Source organism: Gimesia sp., from assembly GCF_040219335.1.
Classification (GTDB): domain Bacteria; phylum Planctomycetota; class Planctomycetia; order Planctomycetales; family Planctomycetaceae; genus Gimesia.
This window is the reverse complement of sequence record NZ_JAVJSQ010000004.1, coordinates 239,595-252,027: the sequence shown is the minus strand read 5'-3', so window position 1 is coordinate 252,027 and position 12,433 is coordinate 239,595. Positions and strand designations below refer to the sequence as shown.

General features: G+C 54.5%; 8 protein-coding genes. 2 read left to right on the top strand and 6 right to left on the bottom strand.

All coding sequences use genetic code 11. The features are described from left to right. Window positions 1-172: 172 nt before the first annotated feature. On the top strand, window positions 173-1,249 hold the full coding sequence (locus RID21_RS02070) for an alpha/beta hydrolase fold domain-containing protein (RefSeq protein WP_350186951.1): 1,077 nt from the start codon (window positions 173-175) through the stop codon (window positions 1,247-1,249). A gap of 2 nt (window positions 1,250-1,251) precedes the next feature. Here the strand turns inward: RID21_RS02070 and RID21_RS02065 are convergent, their stop codons facing one another. The 4 genes from RID21_RS02065 to RID21_RS02050 form a co-directional block, all read right to left on the bottom strand. Then, window positions 1,252-1,692, bottom strand: a complete 441-nt coding sequence (locus RID21_RS02065; protein ID WP_350186950.1) for a hypothetical protein — start codon at window positions 1,690-1,692, stop codon at window positions 1,252-1,254. 172 nt (window positions 1,693-1,864) lie between these two features. After that, the gene (locus tag RID21_RS02060) at window positions 1,865-2,599 is read right to left on the bottom strand and encodes an oxygen-binding di-iron domain-containing protein (RefSeq protein ID WP_350186949.1); all 735 of its coding nucleotides are present in this window, start codon (window positions 2,597-2,599) and stop codon (window positions 1,865-1,867) included. A 95-nt stretch (window positions 2,600-2,694) separates the two neighbouring features. After that, a complete protein-coding gene (locus tag RID21_RS02055; protein WP_350186948.1) occupies window positions 2,695-6,816 on the bottom strand; it encodes an FAD-dependent oxidoreductase in 4,122 nt (1,373 codons plus the stop codon). Window positions 6,817-6,885: 69 nt separating this feature from the next. Beyond that, window positions 6,886-8,061: a sialidase family protein gene (locus tag RID21_RS02050; protein WP_350186947.1), complete on the bottom strand. Its 1,176-nt coding sequence runs from the start codon at window positions 8,059-8,061 to the stop codon at window positions 6,886-6,888. Window positions 8,062-8,191: 130 nt separating this feature from the next. Between RID21_RS02050 and RID21_RS02045 the strand changes: the two genes are divergently transcribed. Beyond that, complete coding sequence (locus RID21_RS02045; protein ID WP_350186946.1) at window positions 8,192-9,250, top strand: GntR family transcriptional regulator; 1,059 nt, start codon at window positions 8,192-8,194, stop codon at window positions 9,248-9,250. A 26-nt stretch (window positions 9,251-9,276) separates the two neighbouring features. On the opposite strand, the gene RID21_RS02040 is transcribed toward RID21_RS02045, so the two are convergent. Both RID21_RS02040 and RID21_RS02035 read right to left on the bottom strand, forming a co-directional pair. Next, complete coding sequence (locus RID21_RS02040) at window positions 9,277-10,374, bottom strand: linear amide C-N hydrolase (protein ID WP_350186945.1); 1,098 nt, start codon at window positions 10,372-10,374, stop codon at window positions 9,277-9,279. Window positions 10,375-10,619: 245 nt separating this feature from the next. Further along, the gene (locus tag RID21_RS02035; RefSeq protein ID WP_350186944.1) at window positions 10,620-12,236 is read right to left on the bottom strand and encodes a phytoene desaturase family protein; all 1,617 of its coding nucleotides are present in this window, start codon (window positions 12,234-12,236) and stop codon (window positions 10,620-10,622) included. Between the last annotated feature and the right edge of the window lie 197 nt (window positions 12,237-12,433).

Genomic DNA, 12,433 nt, shown 5'->3' with positions numbered 1-12,433 from the left:
CTTGGGCACCAATAATGTTTTGTGTTCGTCGTGGTGGAAAAAGTATGTGTTGTTTAGAGTGGTTAAGAATTTTCTTGAGAATTAACAGCACGGCATCATAAAATAATCAATGATTTTAATGAATCGTTTTCTTTTCCCATATCAACAGAAAACTGGTGACTCAATGCCACACATGCGTTTCACAAATATCAGTCTCCGCGTCCTTGCCGTCTGCGCTTTTGTGGCTAGTTCGTATCCCGTCTGGGCAGCCGATGAAAAACCACAGCCGGACGAGCGGCTGCAGCAACTGCTAAAACGCTTTCCGGCGGCTGACAAAAACAAGGATGGTATTCTCACCCGAGACGAAGCGCGGGCCTATCGCCTGCAAATGCAGAAACGTCAGGGGAGACCGGTCAATTCTGTCAAACCAACCCACGCCGATGTGAAATACGGTGACCATGCACGGAACGTACTCGACTTCTACCAGGCCAAATCGGATCAGCCGACTCCCCTGGTCGTCTACATTCACGGCGGAGGATTTGTAGGAGGCAGTAAGCGGGTGAATCCCGGCTTCCTACAGCAGTGTCTGGACGCCGGCATCAGCGTCGCTGCGATTCACTACCGCTTTATTGACGGGGAAAAAGTCCTGCTTCCCGAGCCACAGCGCGACGGAGCTCGAGCCGTGCAGTTTCTTCGCAGCAAATCAAAAGAGTGGAACATTGACCCGAAGCGGGTGGCCTGCTTTGGAGGCTCCGCCGGCGCCGGGATTTCAATGTGGATCGCCTTTCACGACGACCTGGCTAAACCGGACAGCGACGATCCCATTGAACGCGAATCGACCCGCATTCAGGCGGTCGGCACCTTTGGCGGACAGAGCACATACGATCCGATCAAAATCAAAGCTCTGGTAGGTGGCCGGGCCTGGGAGCACCCTTCGATCTTCAAAGCTTACGGCGTGGACACAGCAGAAGAGGCCCTGCATCCCACTCCGGAACAGCAGAAACGCTACGACGAATCATCTGCGATCATGCATCTGACGAAAGACGATCCACCACTCTACATGGTCTACAGCGAAGCAGACGGCCCCCTGCCCGCCAACGCCCGCCCCGGCCAGGGTATCCATCACCCCAACTTCGGGCGTGATCTGGTGAAAAAGATGAACGAACTCGAAATCGACAACGTCTTCATCTACACACCGGAAGCCAAAGGCCGCAATCCTCAACGCGAAATGCTGGAGTTCTTCCAGAAGCAGTTCGCGAAGGTGAAATAAATTCAAAACAGCCCGACGCGCTCAAACACCCGATAGGGGCCGTAGGGAGACTGAGGGGATTGATTGTTCCACCAGGACCAGTGGCAGACAGATTTTCCGTCCAGGTCAAACACGACTGTCACGCTGACTTCTTCACCCTTCCAGGTTCGCAGGGTATAGTCCTGGGGCGGACCATGACCGGCTGACTTTGGATTCGTTTCATCCAGTAACATAGTGGAATTAACAATCACTCCCCTGGACTCTTTCGTGAGGTCGGGGGGCGTCCCGATAATGGCATCAGCGTCCTCCACACTGGTGCCCAGTCGAATTTGTGACATTTTGATCTCCAGCGGCGTTGGCTCATGCTGCGCACTGTGCTTGTTGTAAACCAGAATTATCATCAGCAGCAGAAAAACGACGGATGGGCAGAAGAGGATCAGTAACTTCTTAATGGACGGATGCATTGGACAGAACCTCGCGAAACATTCCAAAGGACTCTTGCGCTTTATTCTGACGGATCTCATTCGAGTAGGCAACCACTTTTTCAGTCTGCCGTCTCTTAGCATGATCTCTTCACCAATAGAAACGTTCGTATTTTACGTCCCTTGCATGGTGGAAGAAAATGACTTTGGTTCTTCAACCGAAGACCGACTTCATCGCGGTCGACAGATCCCGAAAGGCCTGTTCCCCATCTCCGGCGAAACTGGAACCGTGCATAATTGCCAGCGTTTTGGGTTTCAGGTCCGCCAGACGGTTGAGAATTCGGCCCGTCTGTTTCGTGTAGGGGATATAATCGGCCAGCGGTCCCGCCTGCATCTGCTGCATCGCCGCCAGCACCTGTTCTGACAGATCGCTTTCGGTGAGCGCATCCACATTCCCTCCCTGGTGAAACAGGTCCGAACAGAACAGCGTCCCCTGAGTCTCTTCATAGAGCAGACCCGCGTCCCAGCCGTGCGGCAGCTGCGCGGTCGAGCAGAAGCGGTACTGATATTTGCCCGTGTTAAGTTGCTCGCCGTCGACCATCCCTTTGGGCGGTCGGATCGCGAAGTCGTTGATATTCACCATCGCCGAGACCAGGCTGCAGACCGGCTCCGCCTCGGGCGCCACGTCCAGCCACTGGTTGAGCGCCCCGCATTCATCCGACTCAAAATGACTGAAGGCGATGTACCGCAGTTTTGCCGGATCCATCACCTGCGCGACCGCTTGCTGTACCAGTGAAAAGCTGGACTTATACCCGGTCGTAAACAGCAGCGGCGCGTCATCCCGCACCAGGAAATAATTAAATTGCAGATCCAAGGCCGGCGCATAACAGCCAATCCGAAACACATCCGCAGCAATTTCATTAACGGTGGGGGTATCGAAGTCGAACATGGCTGCTTCCTGAAGAATGAGCACTCTGAGAATGAAGATCAAAACGTTCAGATCATACTTCCACTGAGAAAACAGTCAACTTGGGTTTCAGATTCTCAGGAAGACCGTGGTTCAATTCTGCTCCGTGCTTCTAATAAAAATGCCCCGCGCGTCTCCCCTGACGTCGGCGATTTTTGTTCTTCCGCCTGCTGAACCTTTGCAGCCAGTTGGTGGGGATTCAGCGTTCCCTGCTCCAGCTGTCTCAGCCCCCGCTCCCACACTTCGCGGACTGCTTGCGTCAGTGGTTCGTTCAGACGGGCGTCATAGTCGTTGAAGAAGCCTTTGGTGGCGAAGTACTGGGCGGCGGGGATTGAGGGATCTGAGTTGTTGACTTTCAGGTCGTTGAAGAAACTGACCAGCTGCCGGCGGCGGACCAGCGTTTTCAGTAGCAGGTCGGGATTGAGATCCGCAGGCGTGGTTCCCTGCTGCTTTGCCAAGGCGGCGGCGTAACCAGCGGCTTCGCCTGTGGAGAGAAAGACCGGTTCCAGGCGGATTGCGCCCCAGGCGATGTGGGTCGCGGAGAGGCAGACCGGCACCAGCAGATTGTCGACCCCCTGCGGCAACAGTGCGCGATATGGAATCTGAGACGGGCGGGACTCTTCGGTCAGGATCAGTTTGCCGTCATATTTGAAGCCGGGGCGGCTGTCGGTTGTGCAGGAGTGCGAGTCCATGTACCAGTCGGTCACCGCGATGCTGTCCTGGTGGATCGGTGTGCGATGGTAGCCATCCGCCAGCATCCCGTCATTTTCGTTGAAGACTTGCCGGCCCACGATCCGCCGTGCTTCGCGGACGTACATTTCGTAAGGCACGTGATCATAGTCGGCGTATTCGTCTTTGGGCAGCCCCCATTTAAGGTACTCCTGTCGTTTGGTTTCCGGGATTGATTCATCGTGCTGCAGGAACCACATCAGTCCCAGGCCGAAGTCGAGGTGCTGCTGGATGATCTTCTCGCGGGTCGGCCAGTCGGCTTCGGGATAGGCATGGTTATGACCGGGCATGATCGGGCTGTTGACGTGTGATTTGTGGTTTGGCCCCTGGCTCGCCGGGATGTACCGACGGTGAAAGGCCAGGTAGTCTGCACGATCATAACTCGCCGGCTTTGGGATCGGCAGCCGGTTGGCGGGATCGGACGTCACACAGAACCGGTAGTTATATGCCTGCACTGCGCCATCCGCTGATAATGGGCTGGTGGGATCGATGCTCCCCTGACGGGCACCATAGACGCGGATGTTGAGCCTCTCTTTCACGACGCTCTCTGGCCGATGACCGTCAATGTTGACGAAGACTTTGCCCGCGTGTGGCTCCTTATATTCATCGCGGGCTTCGCGACCCACGCGGTAAGGGACGTCGGCCAGCGCGAACAGATCCCCTTCATAGGTGGCATCAACAAACGTGGTTCCTTTTACCTGAATCGTTTCGGGCGTGCCGTATCGGCAGAGGGTGACTGATTTGATGAGAACGCCCTGGCGATCGACGTCCGTCGGGTAGTGGTGCAGGAGCAGCGTGATGTTTTTCTCTTGCGCCACCAGCCGGTTGTACTCCCGCTCGGCGACGTGCGGTTCAGCCCAGCCGATCGGATATTTTTCGTGAGTGTAACGGATGGTCTGATGATCGCGCGAGTCGCGGCCGAAGGTGTCGATATAGTAGTTTTCGATGTTTTCCAACAGCTCGCTGAACAGCGGGGAACGTGGCCCACCATACAGGGCGTCCCACTGCATCAGACCGTTGGTCATCATTCCGCCGATATGCCCGTTGTGCTGTACCAGCAGGACCGAACACCCTTCGCGGGCCGCCCGCACCGCTGTTGCCACACCGCCCCCGGTTCCGCCGATCACGACGAGGTCATACGATTTCCCGGCGACTTCATCCGCGTTCGCAGACAGTGCCAGCTGCACCGGTTCAACGGAGTGACGCGTCGATTCACCGGCTGTACGGGGTAAGGTTTGTTCTGCGAGTGGGGAGAAGGCGACCTGTGCTGCCTGGGCTGCGTTGGGCTGACGGAATTTCGGTTTGGCTTCCATTGTCAGCTGAGGGTATCCCGATTTTCGTTTCCCCGCCCGTTCTGCTTCAGCGATTTTCACCGGTAGCAACTGCAGACCATCGACGACGACATAGCCGTCGGCCCCCTGATTGGAAACTGTGATGGAGGCTGGCTGTCCTGCTTTAAAGTGAAAGGTTCCCAGCGAAACCGGCACCTGTTTGACTAGCGCTGGCTGACGCTGATTGATAATGACAGTTTTCTTGCCGTCGGCACTCTGAATTGTCACCGGAACTTGTGTGGAGCGGTTCGGATGCCAGGTATAGAGCAGCCGGACTTCATAGTCGCCTGACTGTTTGATTTCAGGAGTGAACCGGGCCGACTTCTGGCCCCGGTCCTTGTTTCCATCGTGGGAATAGTTCCTGCCGATTGGTGAAGGCTGACCGTTGCTCTCCGCCCAACTACCTGTGAATTTGGCGTCGGAGTCGTCGAGTACGATGCCCGGTAGTGTTTCGGGGTTTACGATCACTCGTGCAGTCGACTTACCGTTCTGAACCGGGGAGGGCCAGTCGAGCAGCTGTCCGTCAGCCAGCAGTTGGGTGCGGAGTCGCTGGTAATTCACATCCTGAATTGAGCAACCCACGTCGATGGCCTGACTGGCGGCAGTTGCGGCGGACTGGCTGAGGATCATCAGCACCGGTTCCATGCGAGTCGAGCCGAAAGCCACATGACTGGCGGAGATCGCGAAGGTGACCAGCAGGTTGTCGCATTCTTCCGGCTTGGGGACGATCGCGTCAAAGCCGATCGGATAGGGGCCGCGGGTGCTGTGGTGCCCCAGCAGTTTACCTTCCCGCACCATCACTCCGTTGTGCACGATCCGGCGGATTTCGTGGATGTCGATGCCGTACGAGGCCAGACCGACCGATTTCGGAGCGACCACCTGGTGGCGACAGTAATGCTCGGTCATCACCAGGTCAGAGACCATCCGCCGTGATTCGCGAATGTAGAGCTGGTGCGGCCAACCTCCGTTGTCCTGGAATTCGTCTTTACAGAGCCCGTAGCGGCTGACCTGGTCACTTACTTTCTGCGGGACGCGTTTGTCTGTCTTCAGAAAATAAAAGAGGCCGCGGGCGTAGTTTTCGTGTTCCTTGATGATCTGCTGCCGCTCGGCGTGCGAGGCTTCACTGTACCCCTTGTTACCGCCGACATAGTTCAAACCGAAATAGGCGGTGTTGAAATCGAATTTGCCGTTGGGGAGAGCATCGTGCTTGGTAAACCAGCGGAGGTCCATGTCGTCGCCCGCTTTCTCACAGGCTGCGATATAGCGAGCCACGATCTCGTAACGGGCCGGGTCATAGTTGGCAGGAGGCGCGATCGGAATCCGGTTCTCCGGTTGATCGGTCACACATAAACGGAAGCAGTAAGCCTGCACTCCAGGAGCAGCTTCACCGATTGTTCCCAGTTCTCCTTCCTCGATCAGGGGTAGCAGACCGCTTTCCGGTTTACCAGGGATTTTGTATGGATCGAGGGGGATGGCACGATCCCAGAGCCCCCGCCGGTCTTTGCGGCGGCCGATTTTGTCATACTTACCAAAATGGACTTGAGGAATTTCATACAGCTGCACGCCGTTCAATGTTTCGTTGTATTGTGAATTGGCTTCGCGGGTCAGAGAATAAGAGACGCCGGCTGCGGCCAGCAGATCGCCTTCATAGGTGCAGTCGATAAACATTTCTGCCGCGATGCGGGTCCCCTGCTCTGTGGTCAGTTCCACGATCCGTGGTCCCTGCTTTTGAACTTTCTGTAGTGGTTCTCCCCGGATGACTTTTACGCCGGCTTCTTTGATCATTTCTTCAAAGACCGTTTCTGCGACGTGTGGCTCCAATCGTGTTTCCAGCTGCTTGCCATATTTCTTACCGATCCGTTCGTAGAACTCGCGGGCCATGCCAGCCACCGTGGCTGACTTTCCCATATCAGAGAAGCTGACTCCACCGGAACTCATGCCGCCCAGGTGCTGGCCCGGTTCGATCAGGATGGCGGTCTTACCAAGACGGGCTGCTTTGACAGCTGCAACGACACCACCAGAGGTGCCGCCATAGACGCAGATGTCGACTCTGTGGTCTGGTTCGGCAGCAGAGAGAGGAGACAGGATTACGAGGAGGCTGCAGAGAAGCGCAGCAACAATAGTAAGGGAACGAGGCATGATCAACTTTCAATAAAGTTCGGTGAGCGTAGCCGGGGAGGAGGGACAAATGAAAGACAACGGACAGGCTCAATCCTCCAATATCCATTTCAATGGAAATCGAGCCACTGTCAAGCCGGTTGTGTCGTAACCGTTATTTTTCAGGCCGCCATCTTCGTAGAAGCAGACAATAGTGCCATCCGGAAGGGCTGCCAGATCGCTATAGCCACTGATCCCCGGTTCAAGCACTCTTTTGCCACTCCAGGTCTGGCAGTCATTGAAGCTTACCTGCAGTGTCAGGTTTTTGCGGTCCCGGTTGGGACCTCTACGTTTGCTGGAACCTTCCAGGTTATCGGGATTCGCAAACACGATGGCATTCTGGGGGTGAGACTTGCTCACCGGGATACGCAGAATACTGCCCATACAGACCGGTTCGAGCAGTTGCGGATCAAAATGCTTGTCCGTCCAGCCGGTCGCGCCGTTCTCACTGACAGCAATCAACCGCCGGTGCGGCTTCGATTCGGTGCGGATATTCACGAGGACTTTATCATTGAACAGCTGGACGGCAACCGTTTCGCTGGGATTCACGATCGTCTCGCCCGCGATCTGAGCTCCCTGGTCGACGATAATTTCACCGCGATGCCAGGTTTTGCCGTGATCGTCGCTATAGATGGTGGAGACACAGGAAGGTCGATGTTTCTTCCCTCCGGTGGATAGCCAGACTGGTACCAGCAGCCGCCCGTTTTGTAGTTGAATACCATGTCCGGGACCAGTGGCGATGACATTCCAGTCGTACTCTTTGCGGAACTCTTCAAAGACCGGGGTGATTTCTACGCGAGGGCTGAAGGTCTGTCCGTCGTCATTGCTTTGGGTGTAATAACAGCGGGCATAGTTTTCACAATAGAGGAGATGCACCTGTCCGGTCTGGGCATCGTTGAAGGCAACGACATTGTTGACTGTTTCTTCTTTCGCATTGTGAATGACCTGTGGCTTTGCCCAGGTCTGTCCTCCATCGGTACTGCGACGCATCAGACTATCGATATCGGCCCAGTCGCCAGCAGTCTTGCGGGCTTCGCAGTAAGCGAGCAACGTTCCTTTGCTGGTGGCGATGATGCCCGGAATCCGATAGTGGTGATATTGACCATCCCGGGCTGAAAAGAGCGTCGTCTTTTGCAGATCGCCTGCTCGAGTGATCTGCAGCAGGCTCAAGATCATCAGCAGGAACGGAGGACAGGTTTTCGCCAGGCGCTGGAGAAAAGGGGGCATGGGCTGATTTCCAGTAAAAAGGTTTAATAATATTTTGGTTGCGATATTATTATCTGTATCGTAATATTATAAAAGTTGATCCGGAAATCAAAGCAAAAACTGTCCTTTTTCGAGTGAATGTACTTTCTCAATGAAACCAGCGATTGTGGATCTGGCCGAGCGGATTCAGTCCGATATCAAACAGCGAAAGCTGCAGCCCGGGGATCCCTACTACACAACCAGTGAAACAGCACGTTCGTTTCAGGTCAGTGGAACGACTGCCAACCGGGCTCTGCAACTGCTCACTCAGCGACGGGTTCTGGTGCGTAAACAACGGGCCGGTACGTTCATTGCGGATCCGGAATCGAACCTGACTGAGCAGGCCCTGCGTCGCGTGCATCTGGTGGTACACCAGAAATACCTCGAACGGGAAGGCCTGCTGGCCGACGGTATTCTGATCGGCTTGCAGCGGGAACTCCCCGAGGCAGAACTTGAATTCAACTTCCTGCCGCACCGGGATGAAGAAGCGTATGTGGAAGAGATTGTGAACCGGGCGCTCAAGTCGAACGAGACTGAGGGCTTTGTTTTGCAACGAGCACAGGTGGGCGTGCAGCGGATCCTGCAGGAGAGCGGACTGCCAACCGTCGTGAATGGGGTACTGCAACCATCGATTACTGGACTGGCCCACATTGACAGGGATCAGAGACAGATTGGTCGGCTCTTATTTCAGCATCTGCTCCAACAGAAATGCCAGCGGGCACTGGTTGTATTTCGTGATCAGGTGACAGCCGGCGATCATCTTCTACTGGATGCCGTGCGGCAGGAGATGCACGGCGCAGGTTGGGGAATCGATCAACTGACGGTTCGCTGTCTTCCGGCAGATGATCGGGCGATACAGGTCTCCGCTCAGGATGTCCTGAAACGGTCCTCAGATAAGCATGGAATCCTCTGTCGCTCTGAACCAGCGGCTCAGGCGATTGCGGCGATTATTTCCGAACTGAATTATCCGCGGAAGAAACAGCCTATTGTAGTGGTCGCGGATCATTTTGCCCGCGAGCAAGCCTCCTGCCTGTTCCCGCATATTCGCCCCTGCCTCTCTCCCGAAGCTTATGGGCAGGAGATTGGCAGGATGCTGGTCAGGCAGATGAATGGGGCATCGCCACGAAATCTGTTTTGCAATGTCTCGGTTGAACTCGTCAAAAATTTCTGATGAGATTTACGGAATTCAGGAATGATTCAGCGGGCACAGCCAGAGACATCGATGATCTGTTCGGGACCCTGGATGGAGATTGTTTGAATTTCCAGAGCGTCCAGATTCAGGCAACCTAAATTGACCATTCGGATACTGCTGTCGTCATAAGTCCGAAAGTAATAACGCAGGTTCGTCAGATCGGAGACGCCGGTCCACATGGTATAATCGCCGACGACTTTCCCCTGTTCGACTCCGCGGGCAGTTCCTTTGGGGATGTCGAACTGATTCAAAATGTGAAATGTTTGCAGGATTCCCTCTTTCGCAGTCTGAACCGGAAATGCCGACGAAGAAAAAGCGACGGCACGTACAAAGCGGGACGGCGGTGTAAAATCGCCAGGCAGACCGAGCATTCCACTTCCCTGTCCGAAGCCTTTTATTTCGACTCCTTCGACTTTGATATCGGATATATTATTGGTGAGCAGGTTGACGTAGTTACTCAGGTTAGTTATCTGCCAGTCAAACGTTGGCGCATTGGTCAGAACACCCAGTGGATTCTGATGGATATTCAACTCACCATTCACGTATTCGATTACGATCGATTTTCCACTTGTGTCATTGGCAATGTAGTGGAACGGGGGGACGCCACCCAGTTGAGGCATGACCACGTTGCCGACTTTAAGTTTTTTTACCGCAGAAGTTACTTCATCGACATTCCGGCAAGTCCCCATCAGGTACAGAGGCAGCTCAACAGGAGAAATACTGTGGGCCAGATCCTCCTCAGACAAATTTTGATAGTCGGTATAACCGGGGAAATAGAAGATTCCGACATGCAGCCCTTTTTCGTTAAGACCATCGACGATCACCGGTAGATTAAAGGCGTTCATACCGACCATCGCATAATTGGATGTCCAGCTTAAACCCGGTTTCTGATTCGGAGTACTTCCGACATTCTCACGATTACGGGGGATGATGATGATGTTGGATTTCAGGTCTTGAGCGAATTCCAAAGTACGGCCGAAGATCGCTGATCCGTCTTTGGGCTTGATCGTGATCCCGGTACAGGCGGATGTGTCAGAAGCAGGAATTGAAAGAGTTAAGACGAGGGCAACTAGGATGGCAGGCAAACCTGTGAGGTGTTTCACGGTATTTCTCCCGGATAGTGAATGGATTCAAGTTGTCAGTGACTCGAACACGATCACTAACGCTGGTTTCGGCATTGTTTTATTCGGCTGAAAATGGAACAAAGGATGAGGATTGTACAGCACATATCGTTCCTCATCTTGAATTGTGAAACATGATATCGACCGCACCGATTAAGAGAGCTGGTGCTGTTATGAAAGTAAAATGAGGCTGCTTACTAATCAGAGTGTACTGATGATTACACTGATTAATCTTTGCCATTGCGAAGCATCTCCCGTGCTGCATTCCGGCCACACGCACCCATCACACCGCCTCCCGGATGCGCGGCACTCCCGCACAGATAAAGTCCTTTGATTGGCGTGCGGTAATCGCTCCAGCCAGGAACGGGACGCAGATTGTAAAGTTGATGCGCGGGCATCGCTCCCTGAAAAATATTTCCGCCGGTCAGGCTGAAGGTTCGTTCCAGATCGAATGGAGAGAGGACTTGTCGATGCAGGACTGATGAGGGGACGTTTGGTGCTAACTCTGCTATCCGCTCTAGACAGCGGTCAGCGAACTCTTCTTTGATTTCGTCCCAGTTCCCCTGCTTAAGCTGATAGGGGGCGTATTGCACGAAAAGAGAGAGGATGTGCTGGCCTTCTGGTGCCAAAGAATTGTCGACTGCAGTGGGGATCGTCATCTCGATAATCGGCTTTTGTGAGGGCATGCCATACTTGGCATCATCGTAGGCCCGTTCGATTTCCTCACAACTGGCGCCGATGTGGATGGTTCCCCGATGCTGTGGGCCGGGTTCATTATGGCCGGGCAGACAGTTGAAATCGGGGAGTTCACTGACAGCTACGTTGATTTTCATGCTGGCGCTGCTGTAATCGATTCGGCTGACCGCTTCAGAGAAGTTCTGAGGAAGCGTGCCGGCAGGGATCAGTTTTTCGAATGTCACATGTGCATCGGCATTGGAGGCTACGCTGCGGGTCGTGATCGTCTCACCAGTTGAAAGGCGGACGCCGGTTGTCTGCTGTCCCTGGACCAGAATTTCATCCACCGTGACACCGGTACGGATTTCGACACCGGATGCCTGGGCAGAGGCGGCCATGGCCTGACTGAGCGCGCCCATGCCCCCTTCGACATAACCCCAGACACCACGTGCACCACCGGCAGAGCCCATGACGTGATGCAGGAGGACATAGGCAGTACCTGGTGCGGAAGGAGGCTGAAAGGTTCCGATGATCGCGTCGGTTGCCAGCGTGGCCTTCAGAACGTCTGATTCAAACCAACGATTCAGGATCGGCAGTGCCGGACCGGTAAGCAGTTCGACTGCTTCCGGGATGGTTTCTCCCAGTCGTTTCAGCGACTGATGCAGGTGGTACGCCGTTTTCGTGTCGCGGAGTTTTTTCCCCAGGCCGATTGATCTCCAGGAGGCGGGGAGAGGAAGCAGATCGGGGGGCGTCTGCACCAGTGCCGGTTCCAGGCACTCGGCGATTCGTTCCAGCATCGCTTCATAGCGGGGGAACTGCTCCGCATCGCGCTGGCTGAACTGCGCGATCTGTTCCTGGTTTTGTTTCAGATCCGGTCCCAGCAACAGAGAACGTCCGTCTGCACAGGGGGTGAAGGAACTCGGATTGCGCGGCAGGACGCGATAGCCATAGCGAGCCAGTTCCATTTCCTGTTCGATTTCAGGCAGTAAAAGGCTGACCAGGTACGACGCGGTAGATACTTTATAACCGGGCCAGAGTTCTTCGGTCACACAGGCTCCGCCCACAAGCTCGCGGCGTTCCAGTACCAGCACCTTCCAACCCTGTCGTGCGAGTTGATGTGCACAGACCAGTCCGTTATGCCCTGCTCCAATAATGACACAATCGTACATTCCATTGTTCCCTTTGTGGAAAATTACGTATGGATTTACAGCCTGTATTATGCGGAGATTTACAGGTGTTGCCAGAGTACGCGTTGTTTCCCGAGCCGCTTTTATTGTATTGGCTTGAGCCCTTTGCTAACTTGGGAGTGTATAAGTTTAATCCCGTCTGTGTGACAATCCGTCTCTAACCAAGAATTACTCTCAAT

Excerpts from the sequence above, each read along its gene's own strand:
- RID21_RS02070 (WP_350186951.1), top strand. The coding sequence starts at position 173 with ATGCGTTTCACAAATATCAGTCTCCGCGTCCTTGCCGTCTGCGCTTTT.
- RID21_RS02055 (WP_350186948.1), bottom strand. The coding sequence starts at position 6,816 with ATGCCTCGTTCCCTTACTATTGTTGCTGCGCTTCTCTGCAGCCTCCTC.
- RID21_RS02065 (WP_350186950.1), bottom strand. The coding sequence starts at position 1,692 with ATGCATCCGTCCATTAAGAAGTTACTGATCCTCTTCTGCCCATCCGTC.
- RID21_RS02050 (WP_350186947.1), bottom strand. The coding sequence starts at position 8,061 with ATGCCCCCTTTTCTCCAGCGCCTGGCGAAAACCTGTCCTCCGTTCCTG.
- RID21_RS02045 (WP_350186946.1), top strand. The coding sequence starts at position 8,192 with ATGAAACCAGCGATTGTGGATCTGGCCGAGCGGATTCAGTCCGATATC.
- RID21_RS02035 (WP_350186944.1), bottom strand. The coding sequence starts at position 12,236 with ATGTACGATTGTGTCATTATTGGAGCAGGGCATAACGGACTGGTCTGT.
- RID21_RS02060 (WP_350186949.1), bottom strand. The coding sequence starts at position 2,599 with ATGTTCGACTTCGATACCCCCACCGTTAATGAAATTGCTGCGGATGTG.